At 58.2% G+C, this 23,149-nt stretch carries 16 protein-coding genes and 1 pseudogene; 8 read left to right on the top strand and 9 right to left on the bottom strand.

The genetic code is table 11. From position 1 onward, the window contains the following. Nucleotides 1–31 precede the first annotated feature (31 nt). Entirely contained in the window at nt 32–1,627 is a 1,596-nt protein-coding gene (locus tag AX755_RS12830) for an ABC-F family ATPase (RefSeq protein ID WP_013097447.1), read from the top strand. A gap of 91 nt (nt 1,628–1,718) precedes the next feature. Here AX755_RS12830 and AX755_RS12835 read toward each other — a convergent pair whose 3' ends face one another. Beyond that, complete coding sequence (locus AX755_RS12835) at nt 1,719–4,082, bottom strand: glycoside hydrolase family 31 protein (RefSeq protein ID WP_062856869.1); 2,364 nt, start codon at nt 4,080–4,082, stop codon at nt 1,719–1,721. A 17-nt stretch (nt 4,083–4,099) separates the two neighbouring features. After that, a complete protein-coding gene (locus tag AX755_RS12840) occupies nt 4,100–5,401 on the bottom strand; it encodes an MFS transporter (protein ID WP_023621974.1) in 1,302 nt (433 codons plus the stop codon). Nucleotides 5,402–5,687: 286 nt separating this feature from the next. Between AX755_RS12840 and AX755_RS12845 the strand changes: the two genes are divergently transcribed. After that, on the top strand, nt 5,688–6,761 hold the full coding sequence (locus AX755_RS12845) for a LacI family DNA-binding transcriptional regulator (protein ID WP_062856870.1): 1,074 nt from the start codon (nt 5,688–5,690) through the stop codon (nt 6,759–6,761). Here AX755_RS12845 and AX755_RS12850 read toward each other — a convergent pair. The 4 genes from AX755_RS12850 to AX755_RS12865 form a co-directional block, all read right to left on the bottom strand. Beyond that, on the bottom strand, nt 6,758–8,014 hold the full coding sequence (locus AX755_RS12850; protein WP_062856871.1) for a DUF1479 domain-containing protein: 1,257 nt from the start codon (nt 8,012–8,014) through the stop codon (nt 6,758–6,760). The two genes, AX755_RS12845 and AX755_RS12850, sit on opposite strands and share 4 nt — an antisense overlap. 151 nt (nt 8,015–8,165) lie before the next feature. Next, a complete protein-coding gene (locus AX755_RS12855; RefSeq protein ID WP_062856872.1) occupies nt 8,166–8,981 on the bottom strand; it encodes a Cof-type HAD-IIB family hydrolase in 816 nt (271 codons plus the stop codon). A 166-nt stretch (nt 8,982–9,147) separates the two neighbouring features. Continuing rightward, nucleotides 9,148–11,580: a formate C-acetyltransferase/glycerol dehydratase family glycyl radical enzyme gene (locus tag AX755_RS12860; protein WP_045901360.1), complete on the bottom strand. Its 2,433-nt coding sequence runs from the start codon at nt 11,578–11,580 to the stop codon at nt 9,148–9,150. Between the two features lie 4 nt (nt 11,581–11,584). Then, nucleotides 11,585–12,484: a glycyl-radical enzyme activating protein gene (locus AX755_RS12865; protein ID WP_062856873.1), complete on the bottom strand. Its 900-nt coding sequence runs from the start codon at nt 12,482–12,484 to the stop codon at nt 11,585–11,587. A gap of 128 nt (nt 12,485–12,612) precedes the next feature. Here AX755_RS12865 and fsa point away from each other — a divergent pair, with 128 nt between their 5' ends. Continuing rightward, complete coding sequence (fsa, locus tag AX755_RS12870; protein ID WP_029882869.1) at nt 12,613–13,275, top strand: fructose-6-phosphate aldolase; 663 nt, start codon at nt 12,613–12,615, stop codon at nt 13,273–13,275. Nucleotides 13,276–13,337: 62 nt separating this feature from the next. On the opposite strand, the gene moeB is transcribed toward fsa, so the two are convergent. Beyond that, nucleotides 13,338–14,090, bottom strand: coding sequence for a molybdopterin-synthase adenylyltransferase MoeB (gene moeB / locus AX755_RS12875; RefSeq protein ID WP_062856874.1), 753 nt, complete (start codon nt 14,088–14,090; stop codon nt 13,338–13,340). A 1-nt stretch (nt 14,091) separates the two neighbouring features. After that, a complete protein-coding gene (moeA, locus tag AX755_RS12880) occupies nt 14,092–15,324 on the bottom strand; it encodes a molybdopterin molybdotransferase MoeA (protein ID WP_045901364.1) in 1,233 nt (410 codons plus the stop codon). Between the two features lie 189 nt (nt 15,325–15,513). Between moeA and iaaA the strand changes: the two are divergent. The 5 genes and pseudogenes from iaaA (at nt 15,514) to gsiD (ending at nt 21,736) form a co-directional block, all read left to right on the top strand. After that, nucleotides 15,514–16,477 (top strand): annotated as a pseudogene (gene iaaA, locus AX755_RS12885) (beta-aspartyl-peptidase). Further along, a complete protein-coding gene (gsiA, locus tag AX755_RS12890; RefSeq protein WP_062856876.1) occupies nt 16,464–18,335 on the top strand; it encodes a glutathione ABC transporter ATP-binding protein GsiA in 1,872 nt (623 codons plus the stop codon). Before iaaA ends, gsiA begins: the two are co-directional and overlap by 14 nt. 23 nt (nt 18,336–18,358) lie before the next feature. Further along, complete coding sequence (gene gsiB, locus AX755_RS12895) at nt 18,359–19,897, top strand: glutathione ABC transporter substrate-binding protein GsiB (RefSeq protein WP_013097435.1); 1,539 nt, start codon at nt 18,359–18,361, stop codon at nt 19,895–19,897. Between the two features lie 5 nt (nt 19,898–19,902). Then, entirely contained in the window at nt 19,903–20,823 is a 921-nt protein-coding gene (gene gsiC / locus AX755_RS12900) for a glutathione ABC transporter permease GsiC (RefSeq protein WP_038984941.1), read from the top strand. Between the two features lies 1 nt (nt 20,824). Further along, entirely contained in the window at nt 20,825–21,736 is a 912-nt protein-coding gene (gene gsiD, locus AX755_RS12905) for a glutathione ABC transporter permease GsiD (protein ID WP_029882874.1), read from the top strand. 63 nt (nt 21,737–21,799) lie between these two features. Here the strand turns inward: gsiD and rimO are convergent, their stop codons facing one another. Then, nucleotides 21,800–23,125, bottom strand: coding sequence for a 30S ribosomal protein S12 methylthiotransferase RimO (gene rimO, locus AX755_RS12910; RefSeq protein ID WP_013097432.1), 1,326 nt, complete (start codon nt 23,123–23,125; stop codon nt 21,800–21,802). Nucleotides 23,126–23,149 lie beyond the last annotated feature (24 nt).

Raw genomic sequence — 23,149 nt, forward strand, 5'->3', positions numbered from 1 at the left:
TGTTTATCACACTTTTCGCAGGAATCTCCCCGTGTTAGTTACCAGCAACGTCACTATGCAGTTTGGCAGTAAGCCGCTGTTCGAAAACATTTCCGTCAAATTTGGCGGCGGCAACCGTTACGGCCTGATTGGTGCCAACGGTAGCGGTAAATCCACCTTTATGAAGATCCTCGGCGGTGACCTGGAGCCGACGCTCGGCAACGTGTCGCTCGATCCCAACGAGCGCATCGGTAAACTGCGTCAGGATCAGTTCGCCTTTGAAGAGTTCACCGTGCTCGACACCGTGATCATGGGGCACGCGGAGCTGTGGGAAGTGAAGCAGGAGCGCGACCGTATCTACGCTCTGGCCGAAATGAGCGAAGAAGATGGCTACAAAGTGGCCGATCTGGAGACGCAATACGGCGAAATGGACGGTTATTCTGCAGAAGCGCGTGCGGGCGAGCTGCTGCTGGGCGTGGGCATTCCGGTCGAACAGCATTACGGCCCGATGAGCGAAGTGGCACCCGGCTGGAAGCTGCGTGTGCTGCTGGCGCAGGCACTGTTCTCTAACCCGGACATTCTGCTTCTCGATGAACCGACGAACAACCTGGACATCGACACCATCCGCTGGCTGGAGCAGACGCTCAACGACCGCGACAGCACCATGATCATCATCTCGCACGACCGTCACTTCCTGAACATGGTGTGTACGCACATGGCGGATCTGGATTACGGTGAGCTGCGTGTTTACCCGGGCAACTACGACGAATACATGACGGCGGCCACCCAGGCGCGTGAACGTCTGCTGGCGGATAACGCCAAGAAGAAAGCGCAGATTGCGGACCTGCAATCCTTCGTCAGCCGCTTTAGCGCCAACGCCTCTAAATCCCGTCAGGCAACATCGCGGGCCCGCCAGATTGACAAAATCAAACTGGAAGAGGTTAAAGCTTCCAGCCGTCAGAACCCGTTCATCCGTTTCGAGCAGGACAAGAAACTGTTCCGTAATGCGCTGGAAGTGGAAGCCCTTACCAAAGGTTTTGATGAAGGCCCGCTGTTTAAAAACTTCAACCTGCTGCTGGAAGTGGGCGAGAAGATCGCCATTCTGGGTGCCAACGGCGTGGGTAAATCCACCATGCTGAAAACCCTGGTCGGCGAACTGCAGCCGGACAACGGGAGCGTGAAATGGTCCGAAAACGCGCAAATTGGTTATTACGCGCAGGATCATGAATATGAATTTGAAAACGACCTGACCGTCTTCGACTGGATGAGCCAGTGGAAGCAGGAAGGCGACGATGAGCAGGCGGTGCGCAGTATTCTGGGGCGTCTGCTGTTCAGCCAGGACGACATCAAGAAGCCTGCCAAAGTGCTCTCCGGTGGAGAGAAGGGCCGTATGCTGTTCGGCAAGCTGATGATGGAAAAACCGAACATTCTGGTGATGGACGAACCGACCAACCACCTGGATATGGAATCTATTGAATCGCTGAACATGGCGCTGGAGATGTACCAGGGCACCCTGATCTTCGTCTCTCACGACCGTGAGTTCGTCAGCTCGCTGGCAACCCGCGTGATTGAAATTACGCCAGAGCGCGTGGTGGACTTCACCGGTAACTATGAAGATTATCTGCGCAGCAAAGGTATCGAGAACTAAAAAAAAGCCGGGTGGCGGCTTCGCCTTACCCGGCCTACGTTCTGTTCCCTCTCCCTGTGGGAGAGGGTTAGGGTGAGGGCATCAGGCCGCACTACATCACCCACTCACTCCCTTCAATCCCATTCACCAGCAGCCTGCGTTTTTCCCCCGCCGGTAATGACACCTTCAGTGCTTTCCACGCCGGACGATAATCTCCGCGCGCAGTGATCTTCAAATTGATGGTTGCCCCATCGCACACCATTTCCCACTCTACCCACAGCGCATTGCCGTTCTGATAGCCCCAGCTTTCACCGTCATCTTCAAACAGCAGACCGGTGCTGGTACTCACGCCTTTGACCGGGAACAGCTTCAGTTCGCGGGTGTCGTCTTTTTCCGCGCTGACGTGAGTGATGCGTTCGCTGAGCGGCAGACCGGCACCGGCGCGCACCAGCAGCGGCAGTTTTTCCAGCGGTGCATCCAGAGCGATCCACTGCCCGCCCGCGTACCACGCGTGGGTGTAAAAATCGTACCAGCCGGTTTCGTTATCCGGCAGCCAGAGACGGCGCTCGCGCTGTCCGGCCTCCACCACGCTTGCCACCAGCAGGTCCCGGCCCAGCAGGAACTCGTCGCACTCTTCAAAGGTCTGCGCATCGTGTTCGTGGTCGAGGAAGGTTGGGCGCAGCATCGGTTCGTCATCGGCATGTGCCTGCCAGAGCAGGGTGTAGAGATACGGCAGCAGACGATAGCGCAGCTCAATAGCACCGCGAATAGCGGGGGTGACGCCCGGATACATCCACGGCTCGTTTACCGTGTGATCGTCATTCCACGAGTGAATGGTAAAACGCGGGTGCATCACGCCGTTCTGCACCCAGCGGACAAACAGCTCGGCGTCGGGTTTGTCGCCAGAAAAACCGCCCACGTCATGACCAACGTTAAACAGCCCGGACAGGCTCATACCCAGCCCCATGCGGATGTTATAGCGCAGGGTGTCCCAGTTGGTGCGGTTATCGCCGCTCCAGGTCTGAACGTAACGTTGCATCCCGGCGCAGCCGGAACGGGAGATCAGATACGGGCGCTTTTCCGGGGCAAACCGCTGCTGCGCTTCCAGCGAGGCGCGCATCATCAGCAGCGGCATCACCGGGCGGATGTGTTTGATGGCGATCTCCTTGCCAAAACCATGGCAGCGCGCTTCGCCGTCCCACACTTCGTATTCGTTGTTATCGTTCCAGGTGGAGTCGATCCCCATCTCCAGCAGCTGCGTGGTGACCCCTTCCTGCCACCATTTCACCGTCTGCGGGTTGGTAAAGTCGAGGTGGGAACCTTCGTCATCCCAGAAGCTGGAGCGTTCTGGTGCGTCGGTTTCTGAATCACGAATGAACAGGCCGTTTTCCGCCACTTCGCTATAGCGCGGGTGGTCCTGCAGCAGGCACGGCTTGATGTTTGCCGCCAGCCGCAGCCCCGCGTCGTGGAATGCCTGGGTCATCACCTTCGGTTGCGGCACTTTGTCGTAGTTCCAGTTAAAGACATAGCGCTTGCCGTTGATTGAGGTATAACCCGATGAGAGCTGGAACGAGTCGCACGGGATCGCATGCTCTTCGCACAGGCGAATAAAATTCATCAGCTGATTCTGCGCGTCCGGCGCGTCGGTGTAGTGCATGGTCGACCCGCTGTAGCCCAGGCTCCATTTCGGCCCGAACAGCGTTTTCCCGGTCAGGCGTACAAAGGCTTTGGTGACATCCAGCACCCGTTTGCCGGTAAAGAGGTAGTAATCGATATCACCCGCTTCCGCCTGCCAGCGACGGTAGGCGGTGTGGTAGTTATCAATTTCGTTGCCCAGATCCAGCCAGCAGCTGCTCAGGTTGTCGTAGAACAGGCCGTAACTCACGTCATCGCGGCGGGTAAGGGTAAACGGGATGTGTTTATACAGCGGGTCGGTGCTGGCCGCGTTGTAGCCCATGGCGTCGAGGTTGCGCATCTCGAAGCGCTTACCGTTGCGCTGCAGGTCGCCCGCTTTCTCACCCAGGCCGTAAAAACGCTCGTCCTTGCGACGGCTCAGGTAGTGTGCCACCCCGTCACCGTGAGCGTTCAGCAGATAGGCGCTGGTCGGACGGTCATTGACCAGCGGCTGCCACTCACCAGCGTCATTGCGATAATGCCACTCCAGCCACAGCGGCTGATGAACGGTCACACGCAGCTGTTCGGTAGCAATTGTCAGTCCCTCATCCTGCTGGCTTAGCGTCCAGGCAGGGCAGGTGAAGCCGCTCAGATCGTCGCGACGACGGCCTTCCCACGGCACATCTTCTTCCGGAGCGATGCTCCATGTGCGGTCCAGCGCCAGTTCACCTTTACGTTTGATCAGTACGCGGAACAGGTTCTCTTCCAGCACATACAGGCACAGGCGGTGCTGGTTATCCACCAGCAGTTCCAGATGGTTGGCCGACTGCTTATCGACGGACCAGTTTTTCAGGGTTTTCATATGCAATACATCCACTATCAGGCGCGCTTGGCGCGACGTTCAGCAATAAATGCCACCAGGAAAACAGCGCCAATCAGGTCAAAGAAACCCATGGCAATAAAGAGCGGGTTGAAGCCGATTTTGTCGGCGGTCACACCAATCAACAGCGAGAACAGGAAGCTGGCGATCCACGCCGCCGAGCCGCGCATACCGTTAACGGTCGCCATCTGGCCTTTATCGAACGACTCCACCACCAGGGCGCTGAGCATGCAGGAGATGATCTGATGCCCGAAACCGCCGATGGAGATCAGCACGATGGTGATGTACGGGTCGCGGGTAATGGCGACGACGGCCAGAGAGATCATCAGGAACGCGCCGGTGACGGAGCTTGCCACCACGGAGTTGACGCGGGAGCAGCCAAACAGGCGGGTATACAGACGGGTGAGGTAACCGCTCGCCACGCTGCCGAGATCGGCGGCCAGGAACGGCAGCCAGGCAAACATCGCGATCTGCTTCAGATCCATGCCGTGCTCTTTGGCGAGATACAGCGGCACCCAGAAACTCAGCACTGCCCAGGCCGGTTCCGCCATAAAGGCCGGGATGGCGATACCGTAGAAGCGTTTGTTTTTTGAGACGGTTTTCAGTGCGGTCAGGAAGGGCAGTTTTACCGCAGGCGGTTCGTTATCCTGCTTGATAAACGCCAGCTCGTCTTTGCTCAGGTTCGGGTGCTGCTCCGGATTGTGGTAGAACGCCCACCACAGGATCACCCACAGCAGCGCCAGCACGCCGGTGAACATAAACGCGCCCTGCCAGCCAAACGAGGCGTGCGCGAAGTAGATGATAGGCGGAGCCAGCATTGCGCCAATGGAGAAGCCCACACCAGCCCAGCCGGCTGCCACAGGACGTTCCGATTTCGGGAACCATTCACCAATGGTTTTGGCGTTTGCGGGCGTGGCGGCGGCTTCAGAAGCCCCCATAAAGAAGCGCAGTATGGCAAGGTGCAGCCAGCTCCCGGCACCCGCGTGGAAAATACACATCAGCGCCCAGATCCCGGCGCAAATCATAAAGCCAATCTTCAGGCCGATCACGTCGATCAGCCAGCCGCACAGAGGCTGGAAAATGGTGTAGGCGATCTGGAATGCCCCGACGATCCAGGAGTACTGCTCGGTGGTGATACCGAGGCTCTCTTTCAGTTCCGGGGCGAGGATCCCGAGTGAGTTTCGGGTGATGTAGTTAACGGTGACGCCAAGTAAGAACAGCACCAGCACATACCAGCGCAGGTTTTTAATGACGCGACGGGTTTTGCTTGCCGCAACGGTGTTATTAATGTCCTGACTCATTTTACTCTCCACAAGACGGACGGTAAGGGGACGTAGGTTCAGGTGTCACACAGGTTTATGACGTTGATTGTTATCTGTTTTACCGCTTCAAGTTGCTATACAACTAGTATGGAAGTTGTGTGACAAGTTCACCTTAAGGGAGAAAATGAGTGGGCAATAGTGGATTTTGTGCAAAATTTCTCATAACTGAGCGACATCATTTGGCATCATGGCTTTGACATCAGCTATTGCCTGATATCCACGCTATGAAAATTTTGTCATTTCGCAAATGGAGCCAGATCACAAAATGGACAAAAGGCTAAAAATCGCCGAAATCGCTGCCCGGACTCAGCTCTCCATCAGCACCGTTTCGCGGGTCCTTGCCGGGAAGGCGAATACCAGTGAAAAAGCACGTGCGAAGGTGCTGGCATGCGCGCGCGAGCTGGGGGTGCTGGACGGAATGGCTGCGGGCCGTTTGCTGCTCAACAGTCTCGTTGTCTTCGCCCCACAGCGCGCCTTTGACGAGCGGTCTGACATCTTTTACTACCGTGTGATCCAGAGCGTAAGCAAAGGCCTGGCCTCGTACGATGTTCGCCTGCGTTACTGCGCGCTGGAGGAGAACGACAGCGACGCCCAGCTGTTTCTGGCGCGAATGAACGAGCCGGACACCCAGGCCGCCATCCTCCTCGGCATTGACGATCCGCACATCCATGACCTGGCAGTGGATGTCGGTAAACCCTGCATGCTGATTAACTGCCGCGACCGGCATATGCGCCTGCCTGCCGTCGCGCCGGACCATCGGGCCATTGGCGAGCGGGCGGCGGACTATCTGTTTGAAATGGGACACCGTGAGGTGATGAATGTGTTGTGCCTGCGGCGTTACACCATGGAGCTGCGCCTTGCGGGGATCCGCGATGCATGGCAGTCACACAACCTGAAGTTCAACGATAAACGCGATTTGCTGGTGGCGCCGAGCTTCAGCGCTCGCGAAACAGAGCAACTGGTCACCGACTGGCTGAGCCGCATGCAGGGGAAAGACTTGCCGACTGCGTTTCTGGTGGGTGGTGACTTTATGGCGGCGGGCACCATCAGTGCCCTGCAAAAACAGGGGTTACGCGTGCCGCAGGATATTTCGGTGATGAGCATTGACGGCTTTAATCTGGCGGCCATTCAGGATGTACCGTTAACCGCGGTACATGTTCCACGTGATGAGCTGGGCACCGAAGCGGTACATATGCTCCAGCAGCGGCTGATGCGCCCGGAGGCGCCATCAGGCACGCTATTGCTTAACGGCACCCTGACCGTACGGGAATCGGTCCGGCGGATACGTCAGGGGAAACGACGCACCGCCGTTGAGCGGGAAGGGCTGTACGACAGTTAAGCCATGCCCAGCGCACGCTTGCCGTGGATATTGAGATCGGCCACGGTAAAGCGATCCTGCCAGGTTTTTTCATAATCCTCGCGCGGGAAATCACCCGGCGATGCCCCGGTTTCCAGCGCCGCTTTCACCTTCTTCGCGTAGGCGAGGTTCTTCTCGCACATCGGCGCGGCAGGAATGTACATCACGTTGCCCCAGCCCTGTTGATCCTCAACCGGCGCGACGGAGTGGATCACATCGCAGTGCCACCACACCGAATCGCCCGCCTCCAGTGCCGGAATGCTGGTGAGCGCTTCGATAAGCAGCGGGTGCCATTTCTCTGACACCGGCAGAACGCGTCCCGGCGCGACGCCGCACAGTTCGTCCTCCGGCACGTCATCCAGCAGCGGACGCAGCAGAATATAAGCCATCGCTTCCGGGATTGGCACCACGTGCAGCAGCCCCTGGCCCGGGATCATGTCCGACAGCGCCGTCCAGCCCTGGAAGGTGCGGAACACCGAACATTTGGTGGTGTTATCCACGGTGTACTCTTCCACTTCAGTACGGTGCGCAGCATTCCACGGATCGTATTTCTCTACGTTGCCATCAAAGACGCGGGCGAAAACCTGCTGATAGGCGGGCAGCAGCCAGCGCTCCAGCGCACCGGAATCGGTATGCGCGCCCAGCCCTTTCGAGGTGGTGCCCGGTGGACGACGGCGGATGCGATCCGGGTAAATCACGCTGACGTCCGGGTCGAACCACTGTTTGCCGTTGCTCTCGAATGTCCACAGACGGTTCAGAAACGACTGCACCTGCGCCATCTCTTCACTCTGGCGCGCCTGCATTTGCGCCTGTGACCAGTAGATAGGGTAAATCTCCGGGCGAGACGCCGTTAAGGTACCAAAGAAGTTATCGCCGGGCCCTTTATAGACTTCATCAAACTGGTTGAGATCGAGGTAATCGAGCATCGACTGATCCCATGCCAGCGCCTGCTCGCGCGGGAAATGACCTTTTATTACCGCGCAACCCCGGCGTCTGATCGCCTCGCGCTGCGCGGAAGTGATGGTGCCATCTTTCACATCCGCAAACGGGATCACCGGCCAGACGGGCTCGCCTTTGTTTTTCAGGGCGTTAATTTCCGCCACGCGGGTCGCGATGGTATCGCTGAGCTTATCGAACACCGCCTGCACATCGCCGATTTGCGCCCGTAGCTCGCGCTTCATCTCACGGATTGCGGCTTTGTGATCCGCCGGCAAAGTTTCACTGGTAAACGTCATAACTGCCTCGCATCTTTCATTCGAAAGTAAAAATGTCTACAAGTGATACTTTAAGTTAAAAATTGGTTAATGCAAGTTTAAAAACTTGACGGGTAGCACAGGATGGAAAAAGAGTGATGGGGGCCGGAGCGCGGCTCCGGCAGGAAGGGAATCAGGCGTCGAACGGGGAGTGGTGATCCAGCACCGCCTGAATAACGTTCAGCGCGCCCTGGTGATTGTTGTCGTCGGTGCTGTAACGGCTTACGTCTCTGATGCTTTCGGCTGCGTTGCCCATTGCAAAGGAGTATTTCACCAGCTTCAGCATCTCCGCGTCGTTGCCGCTGTCGCCAATACCCACGCACTCCTGCGGGGAGACTTTCCAGCGTTTCAGCAGACGGCTGATGCCATTGGCTTTGTGCAGGCCGGGGATAATCAAATCGACAAAACCAAAGCCGCTGGTGACAGGCTTCATAATGCCGTCCAGGGAGACATGCAGTTTATCGACCAGATTCGGGATATCGCTGTCCGGCAGGTTCAGGGAGAACTTGAACAGCACGTCATTAATGTCGCGGTAGTCGCTGATACGCTTTAAGCGGTGATAGTGCTTTGACATCAGCGCCACGAACGCCTCGGGGGCCTGGTCGCTGACGTAAGCGCTGTCGAGACCGCAGGCCACAAAGTTCAGCCCTTTGTCTTTCAGCAGTTCGCCAATAACGATTTGCGACTCATGACGCGTCAGCTCGCCGAGGAAAATTTGTTCACCGTGATCGAAGACCAGCGCACCGTTTTCCGCCACGAAGGAGATCTGATCTTTCAGTTCCGGGAAGAAGGAGATGAGCTGGTAATACTGGTTACCGCTGGCGACAACAAATTCAATATTACGGGCTTTAAGCTGCTCAAACTGTGCCTGAAAGCGGTCACGATCGTACTGCTTGGCATCATCAAGGAAAGTTCCGTCCATATCGGTGACGATAACTTTAACGGTCATACTGTGCTCCTGGGTCACTGCGTTTTGAAACATTCTAATAACAAGGTGACGGAGAGCACAAATTTAATTTCGAATGAAAGTAGAAAAGCCGGGTGGCGGCTTCGCCTTACCCGGCCTACGGGGAAAATTGTAGGCCCGGTAAGCGCAGCGCCACCGGGCGTTTTTTTTACAGAGTATGCTCCGTACGCGCAATGATATCGTCCTGCGCATCCGGCGACAGGGCGGTGAAGAACGCCGAGTAGCCTGCGACGCGTACCACCAGGTCACGATACTGGTCCGGGTGTTTCTTCGCGTCCAGCAGCGTTTCGCGTGAAACGATGTTGTACTGAATATGCCAGCCTTTATGCACCTCGAAGAAGGTACGCAGCAGCACCATCAGCTTTTGACGGTCGCTGTCGTTTTCCAGCGTTGACGGGTTCAGCTTCTGGTTTAACAGCACGCCGCCAAGAATCGCTTCGGTCGGCAATTTACCCACGGAGCCGATTACCGCCGTTGGCCCGAGATGATCGGTACCGGAGGCCGGACTGGCGCCTTCCGCCAGCGGGGTGTGCGCTTTGCGTCCGTCCGGAGTCGCCATTGTCGCTGCACCAAACGGCACGTTTGCGGAGATGGAGGATGTGCCCGCGTAGTAGTTACCGCCAATGGGGCCACGGCCGTAACGCGGGTTGTGATACTGCTTCAGCTCGTCAATGTAGGTCTGATAAGCACGGGTCAGCAGCATGTCCACACTGTCGTCATCGTTGCCGTACTTCGGCGCACCGTTGATCAGACGCTGACGCAGCTGCTCGTGCGTCAGCCCGTCGAAGTCATCCGCCAGCGCCGCCGCCAGCTGCTGCTGACCGATGACGCCCTGCTCGAACACCAGTTTCTTCACCGCCGCCAGGCTGTTACCGAGGTTGGCAATCCCCACCTGCAGGCCGGAGACCCAGTCATACTTCGCGCCGCCCTGCTTGATGCTTTTCGCCCGCTCGATGCAGTCATCCACCAGCGCCGAGCAGAGGATATCGTGGACATTCTCTTCCAGCATGGTGTCCACGACATACTCAATCTCGATGGATTTACGGGTGTAATAGCGGATCTGGGTATCCCAGGCCGTCATCACCTCGTCGAAATTACCGAAGTTACCGGCAGAGAGCGCTTTCTCCTGCGGCAGGAACACTTTCCCGCTGGTGGCGTCGCGGCCGCCTTCCAGCGCGGCGAGCATCACGCGGGCGAAGTTAATAAAGCTCATGCCGGTGCAGCGGTAGCCCCATTTGCCGCCAACGGCGGTTTCGATGCAGCCGATGGCGGCATAGTCGTACGCATCTTCTTTTTCTACGCCGAGCTTGATGAATTCCGGGATCACGATTTCATCGTTGTTGAACGCCGGCATGCCGAAGCCGCAGCGGATCACCTGCACGCAGGCGTCGAGGAAGTCGTTGCTCATCCCTGCGTGATAACGCACGCTCAGGTTTGGCTGGGTGGAGCGCAGACGACCGCAGGACTCCAGAATCGCGTAAGAGAGCGGGTTGACGGCGTCCATTGGCTCACCGTTGACCAGCTTCTGACCGCCGATGGTGACGTTCTGGTACAGCGGGCTGCCTGCGGAGGCTTTGGAGTGCGAGCCGGAGCGGATCTTGTTCACTTCCAGCAACTTCAGCCAGCAGCTGTGGAGCAACTCGATGGCGTGCTCGCGGTCAAGGCTCTGGTTCAGCTCTACGTCGCGACGGTAGTACGGGTAGAGATACTGATCCATGCGGGCGAACGACACGGAGTGGCCATTGGACTCAATTTGCAGGATAAGTTGAATGAAGTAGCACAGCTGCAGCGCCTGCCAGAAGGTTTTTGGCGGTTCATGGGCAATCGCGTCACAGTTTTCCGCTATCGCCAGCAGCTCGTCGCGGCGGCTGACGCGGGATTCGGTAGCCGCCATTTCACGCGCCAGGGCTGCAAAACGTTCGATATGCAGACTTACCGCCTCCAGCACGATATCTATCGCTTTCAGGAACTGATCGCCGTGCAGGTCGTCCAGCACCGTCAGGTTGATGCGCGAGCGGCGCTCGGCCACTTTAGCACGCAGGCCGTCGAGCCCTTTTTCCAGCACCAGCGGGAAGTTCACCGCCAGGTGGGCATCGCCGGAGGTCATGTTGCCTTCGGCTTTGATAATGCCGGTTTCCAGCAGGCTTTTCTGCTCGTCGGTGAACATGCCGTAACAGCGATCCTGTACCGTCTGGCCGCGCCACCACGGGCAGATCTCATGCAGAACGCGCTTATTCTCTTCGCTGACCGCAAAGCCCGCGCCGGGACGGTCCGCCAGATCGTCAATCTCTTTCTCAATCCAGGAGACGGTATATTCCGGGAAGATCGGCGCGGCGCGCACTTCGCTTGCCTGGTTACCGACGATCAGCTCATCGTGTTTGATCCAGATGGTGCGCTGCGCGAGATGATGCGCCAGCGCCAGCGCGCGACGCACCGGGATCGGTTTATCCATATGCTGCTGGTACATTTCCGTGTAGTGCTGCGCGCGCTCGGTACAGACCGGCGGCTTCACGATATGCACCAGAGCCATTTTGTGCGCTTTAATGCGCTCGCTGAGGGTGTTGAGATTCAGGGTAGTCATCGTTTTATCCTCGTAAGGTCGCGGTTAACCCTTTCTGGCAGGCATACTGCTGTGCAAAGTCCAGTAGCGCAGGGTTATCCAGCGGTTTGTCAGGGGCAGAGTAGGGTTGGCCGAGCAGGGTATATTTGTTCATGCCCAGCGTGTGATACGGCAGAAAGTGAATGTCGCGAACGTTCAGTTCGTCGGCGGCGAAATTGGTAATGGCGGTAACAGAGGCTTCATCGGCGTTAAAGCCCGGGATCAGCGGCACGCGAATGATGATTTTTTTCCCGGCCGCCGCCAGGCGTTTCAGGTTGTCCAGGATGCGTTTTGCCGAGCCGTCCGTCCACTGTTTGAACACCTCTGCATCCACATGCTTCAGGTCGGCGAGGAACAGATCGACATACGGTAGTGAAGGCGCGATATAGTGCCACGGCACGTGAAGGCAGGTTTCGACGGCGGTATGAATACCCTGTTCATGGCTGGCTTTAAACAACGCCAGTGCCAGATCGGGGGTCATAAACGGCTCGCCGCCGGAGAGGGTGATTCCGCCGCCGCTGCGGTCGTAAAACGGCTTATCACGCAGGACGGTCGCCATGATCTCCTCCACCTGACGTTCTTCACCACACACGGTGAGCGCCTGCGTCGGGCAGCAGTCGGTAAGGGCGTTAAGCGTCTGTTCGTCTAGTTTCTCTCGGTGGATGACCAGACCGTTCAGCGCACGTTCGATACTGCCCGGTGCCGCCTGCTGGCACAGATCGCAGCCGTCCAGGCACAGACGTGCATCAAACAGCACGTCCCGCGTGCGGGCCCGGCTTTCCGGGTTCTGGCACCAGCGACAGCCCAGCGAGCAGCCTTTCAGGAACACCACGGTACGGATCCCGGGGCCATCGTGGGTAGAGTAACGCTGAATATTGAAGATCATGATTTTGCCTCTCATCTTGCATATGAAGATTAAATTACTTTCGAATGAAAGTTATCTTGATGCAGGTCAACTCCTGAGCAGGTTTTGTCGTGATAGGGTAAGTGCAGGCTAAAATTGAGGGCGACATCATGGAACTTTATCTCGACACTTCTGACGTTGCGGCAGTGAAAAAGCTCGCACGTATCTTCCCGCTGGCGGGCGTAACCACCAACCCCAGCATTGTGGCGGCAGGCAAAACGCCGCTTGAGGTTCTGCTGCCAGAACTGCACGACGCGCTGGGTGGCAAAGGCCGTCTGTTCGCGCAGGTGATGGCCACGACCGCCGAAGGCATGGTGGACGATGCGCGTAAGCTGCGTGCCATCATTAACGACCTGGTGGTGAAAGTGCCGGTGACGGCGGAAGGGCTGGCGGCGATCAAAATGCTGAAAGCAGAAGGGATCCCGACGCTGGGGACCGCGGTATATGGTGCCGCACAGGGGATGTTGTCCGCGCTGGCGGGGGCAGAGTATGTCGCGCCTTACGTTAACCGCGTGGATGCGCAGGGCGGAGACGGGATCCAGACCGTTGTGGAATTACAGCAGTTGCTGACGCTGCATGCCCCGCAATCAAAAGTGCTGGCGGCGAGCTTCAAAACCCCGCGTCAGGCGCTGGATTGCCTGCTGGCCGGCTGTGAGTCCATCACGCTGCCGCTGGACGTGGCGCAGCAGTTTATTACCTCTCCGGCGGTGGATGCGGCGATCGTGAAGTTTGAGCAGGACTGGCAGGGGGCGTTTGGACGGACGGCTCTCTGACGCGTTATCTCCCTCTCCCGGTGGGAGAGGGCCGGGGTGAGGGCATCAGGCCGCAACGAGGTTTAACCGCTGCACACCTCACACCCCGGACTACGCATCAGCTTCATCTCGCGGAACTGGCAGGTCATTGCGTCATACATCACAATTTTCCCCACCGCTGGCGTACCGTAACGGGTCAGCACTTTGATCGCTTCCATCGCCTGCAGTGACCCGATCACGCCGACTAACGGCGCCATCACGCCCGCCTCGACGCAGGTGAGCGCATTCTCACCGAACAGGCGGCTCAGACAACGATAGCACGGTTCGCCTTCAGCATAGGTGAAGACGCTGATCTGTCCTTCCATGCGGATTGCCGCGCCAGAAACCAGCGGCGTTTTGTGGGTAAAACAGCCGGCGTTTAGCTGGTTGCGGATGGCAACGTTATCAGTACAGTCCAGCACCAGATCGTGCTTTGCGATTTGCGCGTATAACGCCTCGTCATCCAGCATCGTGTTAATCGGGGTGAACTGAACGTGGGGGTTGATGCGCGTTAACGCCGTGCGGGCAGAGTCCACCTTCGGCTGGCCGAGTGTCGCATCGCTGTGCAGCGTCTGGCGCTGCAGATTGGACACCGACACGGTATCAAAGTCCAGCAGCGTCATCTTGCCCACACCCGCCGCGGCGAGGTATTGCGCGGCGGCGCAGCCCAGACCGCCCAGGCCGACGACCAGTACGCTGGCCGCCTTGAGCGCTTCCTGGCCTTCAAAATCAAAACCGCGCAGGACAATCTGGCGGTTATAGCGCATCATCTCTTCATCGCTCAGTTCCGCCGCCATCTTAGCCTCCGAACAGGTGGTTAAAGCGCTCCACCTCAACCCATTCGCCTGCTTCCACATTGCCACGCTCGCGCTCCAGCACGATAAAGCAGTTGCCCTGGCTGAAGGAGCTGAAAATGTGCGAGCCCTGATGGCCGGTGGTGCTCACCTCCAGCTCGCCCTCCGCGTTGCGCGTCAGAATACCGCGCTGGAAATCAAGACGACCGGGGGATTTCTTAAGGCGCGTAGCGGCACGCACGCGCTGGCGTACCGGCAGCGGACTGGCACGGTTGCCCGAAAGCTTCGCCAGTAGCGGGATCACCAGCTGGTAGAAGGTCAGGGCGGCAGAGACCGGGTTACCCGGCAGGCCGCAGAACCAGCTGTGCTTAAGCTTGCCAAAAGCGAACGGTTTGCCCGGCTTGATGGCCAGCTTCCAGAAGGCGATTTCACCCAGCTCTTCCAGGATGGTTTTGGTGTAATCCGCTTCACCCACCGAAACACCGCCGGAGCTGATCACCACGTCGGCCGCGTTGTCTGCCTCAATAAAGGCGGCGCGCAGTTTTTCCGGGTCATCAGGAATAATGCCAAGGTTGATCACCTCACAGCCCAGCTGTTCCAGCATCAGGTGTACCGCCAGACGGTTGGTGTCGTAAATCTGCCCGTCCTGCAGCGGCTGGCCCGGAAGCTGCAATTCGTCACCGGTAGAAAAGAGCGCGACGCGCACCTGACGGATCACCTCAATGTCCGCGATACCGAGCGAGGCCAGCACCGGCAGTTCACCCACCGTCAGCTTCTGCCCCGCAGCGAATACCGTTGCGCCAAGAGCAATATCTTCGCCGGTGCGGCGGATGTTCTGGCCTGCTTTGACGCTGGCGGTAAAGCGCACGCCGTCAGCGGTCTGTTCGGTCTCTTCCTGCATCACCACCGCATCGCAGCCTGCAGGAACCGGCGCGCCGGTCATGATGCGCACGCAAGTGCCCACAGGCCATTCTCCGTCAAACGGTTGACCGGCGAAGGCTTTTCCTGCGACAGGCAGCGCCTGACCCGTCTGGAGATCCGCCAGGCGTACCGCGTAACCGTCCATCGCTGAGTTATCAAACCCCGGCACGTTAAGCGGGGAAATGATGTCGCGCGCGGCAATACGACCAAAACAGCGCGCCAGCGGCAGCGTCTCTACGTCGTGCAGCGGGGAAAGTCGGTCAAGCATCTGCGTGAGTGCCGTCTCAAGCGGCATCAGTCCGGCGGTAAAATCCATAGTGGGCTCCAGCACAGTAACAACGAAAGCGCTCATTATGGCAGAAAAGTGCGGCTAACTGTATGACTCACCATGAGTACCCTTTACATCGCAGTTGTGTCTTTCTATATTCAAAAATTATCTGAAGAATCATCAACGATAATGATATTTATAGAAAAAGCCGCCATGCAGGCTGACAGGTGAGGCGAAATGGTTAATGCGGTAATCGCAATTCATGGCGGCGCCGGGGCTATTACCCGTGCACAGCTCAGTCTTGAGCAGGAGAAGCGCTACATTGATGCGCTCTACGCCATTGTCGAAACGGGCCAGCGAATGCTGGAGGCGGGCGAAAGCGCGCTGGATGTGGTGACCGAAGCGGTACGTCTGCTGGAAGAGTGTCCGCTGTTCAATGCGGGGATAGGTTCCGTGTATACGCGTGACGAGACGCACGAGCTGGATGCCTGCGTGATGGACGGCGTCACCCTGAAAGCAGGGGCCGTGGCGGGCGTGAGCCATCTGCGCAACCCGATTCTGGCGGCGCGACTGGTGATGGAAGAGAGTCCTCATGTGCTGCTGACGGGCGTTGGGGCGGAGAACTTTGCCTTCGCACACGGGATGGAGCGGGTATCGCCGGATCTTTTTTCCACTGACGAGCGCTACCAGCAGCTACTGGCAGCCCGTACGGCGGGCATGACCCAGCTGGACCACTCCTCACCGCTCAATGAAACCACCAAAATGGGCACGGTTGGCGCGGTGGCGCTTGATAAGGCTGGTAATCTGGCGGCGGCCACCTCAACCGGCGGTATGACCAACAAGCTACCGGGCCGGGTTGGCGACAGTCCGCTGCCGGGCGCCGGGTGCTATGCCAATAACGCCACGGCGGCGGTCTCCTGCACCGGAACCGGCGAAGTGTTTATTCGCGCGCTCGCCGCATATGACATTACCGCCCTGATGGATTACGGCGGGCTCAGCCTGAGTGAAGCCTGCGAGCGTGTGGTAATGGAAAAGTTGCCCGCGCTGGGAGGTGAGGGTGGACTCATTGCGGTGGACCGTGAGGGTAACGTAGCCCTGCCGTTCAACAGCGAAGGGATGTACCGCGCCTGGGGCTATGCCGGTGATGAACCCAGCACCGGGATCTATCGTGAATAAGGGGGCAACGCGTGCCGCACAGTGAAGAGCTGGATAACCGCGAAGTGCTGGCTGTCCATCAGCTGAATATTGCGTTTCAGGAGGAGCGGCAGTTCATCCCCGCAGTGGAGAATTTATCGTTCTCACTCAACCGCGGCGAAACGCTGGCGATTGTGGGGGAGTCCGGCTCCGGGAAATCGGTCACCGCGCTGGCGCTGATGCGCCTGCTGGAACAGACGGGCGGGCAAATCAGCAGCGAGAAGATGCTTCTGCGCCGTCGCAATCGTCAGGTCATTGATTTAAACGAGCTGAGCGCAGCACAGATGCAGGGCGTGCGCGGGGCGGATATCGCGATGATCTTCCAGGAGCCGATGACCTCGCTGAACCCGGTCTTCCCGGTTGGAGAGCAAATTGCCGAATCCATCCGCCTGCATCAGGGACTGAGCGGCGATGAAGCCCTTCTGGAAGCCAAACGGATGCTGGAGCTGGTACGTATCCCGGAGTCGCAGTCCATACTCGGCCGCTATCCGCATCAGCTCTCTGGCGGGATGCGTCAGCGGGTGATGATTGCCATGGCGCTCTCATGCCGTCCGGCGGTATTGATTGCGGACGAGCCGACGACAGCGCTGGATGTCACCATTCAGGCGCAGATCCTGCAGCTTATCAAAGTGCTGCAGCAGGAGATGGAGATGGGGGTGATGTTTATCACCCACGATATGGGCGTGGTCGCGGATATTGCCGATCGCGTGCTGGTGATGCACCAGGGCAGGGCGGTAGAAACCGGCACGGTAGAGCAGATTTTCCATGCGCCCGCCCACCCTTACACCAAAGCGCTGCTGGCGGCGGTTCCACGGCTGGGGGCGATGAACGGCAGCGATCTTCCGCGCCGTTTCCCGCTGATTTCCCTTGAGGCGGCGGGCCGCCAGGAAGAGGAAACCGAGCAGGACACCGTGGTCCCCGGCAAGCCCATTCTTGAGGTGCGGGATCTGGTGACCCGTTTTCCTCTGCGCAGCGGCATTTTCAACCGCGTAAAGCGTGAAGTGCACGCGGTTGAAAATGTCAGTTTTGATTTATGGCCAGGCGAAACGCTGGCGCTGGTGGGGGAGTCGGGCTGCGGCAAATCCACCACCGGACGCGCGTTACTTCGGCTGGTGGAGTCGCAGGAAGGGAGCATTACCTTTAACGGCGAACGTATCGACACCCTTCCTGACAGTAAGCTTCAGGCGATGAGGCGGAATATCCAGTTTATTTTTCAGGATCCGTATGCGTCTCTGGACCCGCGCCATACGGTGGGGTATTCGATTATGGAGCCGCTGCGGGTGCATAACCTGCTCGACGGCGAAGCCGCACAGCGTCGGGTGGCGTGGCTGCTGGAACGCGTGGGTCTGAAGCCGGAACATGCCTGGCGTTACCCGCATGAGTTTTCCGGCGGTCAGCGGCAGCGAATTTGTATTGCCCGCGCGCTGGCCCTGAACCCAAAAGTGGTGATCGCAGACGAATCTGTCTCGGCGCTGGATGTCTCTATCCGCGCGCAAATCATCAATTTATTGCTCGACTTACAGCGGGATCTGGGGATTGCCTTTCTCTTTATTTCCCACGACATGGCGGTGGTGGAGCGCATCAGCCATCGCGTGGCGGTGATGTATCTGGGGCAAATCGTCGAGATTGGTCCGCGGCGGGCGGTGTTTGAGAACCCGCAGCATCCGTACACCCGTAAGCTGATGTCTGCAGTACCGGTTGCCGATCCCGAACACCGTCACGGGCAGCGCGTGCTGCTGCAGGATGAGATGCCGAGCAATATTCGTAAACGGGGTGAGGTCATGGAGCGGGTCACGCTGCGTGAAGTGGGCCCCGGACATTTTGTTGCCCCTCCGCGTCAGGACAATGCATTTTCGCGGTTATAACGTACAACAGGCAGGAGAACACAATGGTTAAATTTGTTGCTCGTACATGGCTGTTAGCCGCGAGCGTGACGGCAGCCCTGGCCGCCTCTCCCGCGTTCGCTGCCAAAGATGTGGTGGTCGCCGTCGGCTCCAATTTCACCACCCTTGATCCCTATGACGCCAACGATACGCTGTCGCAGGCGGTCGCCAAGTCGTTCTACCAGGGGCTGTTTGGCCTGGACAGAGAGATGAAGCTGAAAAATGTGCTGGCAGAGGGGTACACCGTCTCGGATGACGGGCTGGTCTATACCATTAAGCTCAGAACCGGCGTGAAGTTCCAGGATGGCACCGATTTCAACGCGGAGGCGGTGAAGGTTAACCTCGACCGCGCCAGCAACCCGGAAAACAGCCTCAAGCGCTATAACCTCTATAAAAATATTGCCAGCACCGAGGCCGTCGATCCGACAACGGTAAAAATTACCCTGAAAGAGCCGTTCTCGGCCTTTATTAATATTCTGGCGCATCCGGCGACGGCGATGATCTCCCCTGCGGCGCTGAAAAAATACGGGAAAGAGATTGGGTTCCATCCGGTTGGTACCGGCCCGTATGAGCTGGTGACCTGGAACCAGACGGACTTTGTAAAGGTGAAGAAATTCGCCGGCTACTGGCAGCAGGGGCTGCCGAAGCTCGACACCATCACCTGGCGTCCGGTGGTGGATAACAACACCCGCGCGGCGATGCTGCAAACCGGCGAAGCGCAGTTTGCCTTCCCGATCCCGTACGAGCAGGCGGCGATCCTGCAGAAGAACAGCAAGCTGGAGCTGGTGGCCAGTCCGTCCATTATGCAGCGTTACATCAGCATGAACGTGACGCAAAAGCCGTTTGATAATCCCAAAGTGCGCGAGGCCATCAACTACGCGATTAACCGTCAGGCGCTGGTGAAAGTGGCCTTCGCGGGCTTCGCCACCCCGGCCACCGGCGTGCTGCCACCGGCTATTGCCTATGCGCAAAGCTATCAGCCGTGGCCATACGATCCGGCGAAAGCCCGTGAACTGTTAAAAGAGGCGGGCTTCCCGAACGGCTTTAGCACCACGCTATGGTCATCCCATAATCACAGTACCGCGCAGAAGGTGCTGCAGTTTACCCAGCAGCAGCTGGCGCAGGTCGGTATTAAGGTGCAGGTCACCGCGATGGATGCCGGACAGCGTGCGGCAGAAGTGGAAGGGAAAGGGCAGAAAGAGAGCGGCGTGCGGATGTTCTACACCGGCTGGTCGGCCTCTACCGGTGAGGCTGACTGGGCGCTGTCGCCGCTGTTCGCCTCACAGAACTGGCCGCCGACCCTGTTCAACACGGCATTCTACAGCAACCCACAGGTGGATAAAGATCTTGCCGATGCGCTGAAAACCACCAAACCGGATGAGAAAGCGCGCCTCTACAAAGACGCACAGGATATCATCTGGAAAGAGTCGCCGTGGGTACCGCTGGTGGTGGAAAAACTGGTTTCGGCGCATAACAAAGCGTTGACCGGGTTTTACATCATGCCGGATACGGGCTTTAGCTTTGACGATGCGGATTTAAAATAACACTCATGCTCAATTATGTTTGTAAACGCCTGCTGGGGCTTATCCCGACGCTGCTGATTGTGGCGGTACTGGTGTTTTTGTTTGTCCATCTGCTGCCGGGCGATCCGGCGCGTCTGGTGGCCGGGCCAGAGGCGGATGCCACCGTCATTGAACTGGTGCGCAAACAGCTTGGTCTCGACCAGCCTCTGTACATGCAGTTTCTCCATTATATTTGCAACGTGCTGCAGGGCGATTTTGGTATCTCGATGGTGTCGCGTCGCCCGGTATCGGAAGAGATTGCCAGCCGCTTTATGCCTACGTTCTGGTTAACGATTGCCAGCATGTGCTGGGCGATGGTGTTTGGGCTTGGCGCCGGGATTGTCGCTGCCGTCTGGCGCAACCGCTGGCCGGACAAGCTCGGCATGGCGCTGGCGGTGACCGGGATCTCTTTCCCGGCTTTTGCGCTGGGGATGCTCCTGATGCAGATTTTCTCCGTGGAGCTGGGCTGGTTGCCCACCGTCGGGGCCGATACCTGGAAGCACTACATCCTGCCGTCCATGACGCTGGGCGCGGCCGTATCCGCGGTGATGGCGCGCTTCACCCGCGCGTCGTTCGTTGACGTGTTGAGTGAAGATTACATCCGTACCGCACGGGCGAAAGGGGTGAGCGAGAAGTGGGTCATCCTCAAGCACGGTTTTCGTAACGCGATGATCCCGGTAGTGACCATGATGGGGCTGCAGTTCGGCTTCCTGCTGGGGGGCTCTATCGTGGTGGAAAAGGTCTTCAACTGGCCGGGGCTGGGGCGCCTGCTGGTGGATTCGGTCGAGATGCGCGACTATCCGGTCATTCAGGCGGAAGTTCTGCTCTTCTCGCTGGAATTTATTCTTATCAATTTAGTGGTGGATGTGCTGTACGCCGCCATTAATCCGGCCATCAGGTATAAGTAAGATGCGATTGTTGAACTGGCGTCGTCAGGCCATTGTAAACGCTATGCCGGGGCTGAAGCCGGACCATATCCGCACCCCATGGTTTGAATTCTGGCGGCGCTTTCGTCGCCAGCCTGTTGCCATGACGGCGGGGCTGTTTGTACTGCTGCTGATTGTGGTGGCCGCCATTGCGCCGTGGGTGGCACCGTATGATGCGGAAAACTACTTTGATTACGACCGCCTGAATGACGGACCGTCGATGATGCACTGGTTCGGCGTGGACTCTCTGGGACGCGATATTTTTAGCCGCGTGCTGATGGGCGCGCAGATATCGCTCGCCGCCGGGGTGTTTGCGGTGCTTATCGGTGCGGTCATCGGTACCGTTCTGGGCCTGGTGGCAGGGTATTACGAGGGCTGGTGGGACCGGATCATTATGCGCATTTGCGACGTGCTGTTTGCCTTCCCCGGCATTTTGCTGGCAATTGCGGTTGTCGCTATTATGGGCAGCGGCATGGCGAATGTCATCATCGCCGTCGCGGTCTTTTCGATCCCGGCGTTTGCCCGCCTGGTGCGCGGCAATACGCTGGTACTGAAGCAGCAGACCTTTATTGAATCCGCCCGCAGTATGGGGGCCAGCGACGCCAACATCCTGTTCAGCCATATTCTGCCGGGTACGGTATCGTCAATTGTGGTCTATTTTACGATGCGTATCGGCGTGTCGATAATTTCCGCCGCCAGCCTGTCGTTTCTGGGATTAGGGGCCCAGCCACCGACGCCGGAGTGGGGCGCGATGCTCAACGAGGCGAGGGCAGATATGGTGATTGCGCCACACGTGGCGATATTCCCGAGTCTGGCGATTTTCCTGACCGTGCTGGCGTTCAACCTGCTGGGGGATGGGCTGCGCGATGCGCTGGATCCGAGGATTAAGGGGTAGGGCAGTGGAATGTGCCGGGTGGCGGCTACGCCTTACCCGGCCTACAAAACAGGCGCTGGGTGTTTAAACCCGGCTACCCCACAGGTCATACTCGTCGGCGTTTTCCACTTTCACGCGAATGATGTCACCCGGCTTGACGTTGGTTTCCCCGTTCAGGTACACCGCGCCGTCGATTTCAGGGGCATCCGCCATGCTGCGGCCAATCGCGCCTTCTTCGTCAACTTCGTCGATGATGACCATAATTTCGCGGCCCACTTTCTCCTGCAGACGTTCAGCAGAGATCTGCTGTTGCAGCTGCATGAAGCGGTTCCAGCGCTCTTCTTTTACCTCTTCCGGCACCTGATCCGCCAGTTCGTTAGCGGTTGCGCCTTCAACCGGGCTGTACTTGAAGCAGCCTACGCGGTCCAGACGGGCCTCTTTCAGGAAGTCGAGCAGCATCTGGAAGTCTTCTTCGGTTTCACCCGGGAAGCCAACGATGAAGGTCGAACGCAGGGTCAGATCCGGGCAGATTTCACGCCACTGCTTGATGCGCGCCAGCTGGCGGTCAACGGAGCCTGGGCGTTTCATCAGCTTCAGGATACGCGGGCTGGCGTGCTGCAGCGGGATATCCAGGTACGGCAGGATTTTGCCTTCGGCCATCAGCGGGATGACGTCGTCAACGTGCGGATAAGGGTAAACGTAGTGCAGACGCGTCCAGATGCCCAGTTTAGCGAGCTGTTCGCACAGGCCGACCATGCTGGTTTTCACTGGCTCGCCGTTGTGGAAACCGGAACGGTGCTTCACATCCACGCCGTAGGCGGAGGTATCCTGGGAGATCACCAGCAGCTCCTTCACGCCCGCATCGGCCAGACGTTTGGCTTCTGCCAGCACTTCGCCAATCGGGCGGCTCACCAGATCGCCACGCATGGACGGGATAATGCAGAAGGTGCAGCGATGGTTGCAGCCTTCGGAAATTTTCAGGTAAGCGTAGTGACGCGGCGTCAGCTTCACCCCCTGTTCCGGCACCAGGCTCAGGAACGGGTTGTGCTTAGGCTTGGGTACGTAGTGATGAACATGTTCCAGCACCTGCTCGTAGCTGTGTGGACCGGTGATCTCCAGCACCTTCGGGTGCACTTCACGGATCTGGTCCTCTTTTGCGCCCAGGCAGCCGGTCACAATCACTTTGCCGTTTTCCGTCAGGGCTTCACCAATGGCTTCCAGGGATTCCTGAACCGCGCTGTCGATAAACCCGCAGGTGTTCACGATCACCATGTCGGCGTTGTCGTAGCTTGGCACCACGTCGTAGCCCTCGGTGCGAAGTTCGGTCAGGATGCGTTCAGAATCCACCAGGTTTTTCGGGCAGCCCAGGGAGACAAAGCCGATTTTCGGCGGGTGCGTAACATTGCTCATAGGTTAAAAATTCATCAATTATGG

The sequence above is a fragment of the Enterobacter sp. SENG-6 genome, assembly GCF_001605945.1.
GTDB classification, from domain to species: domain Bacteria; phylum Pseudomonadota; class Gammaproteobacteria; order Enterobacterales; family Enterobacteriaceae; genus Enterobacter; species Enterobacter cloacae.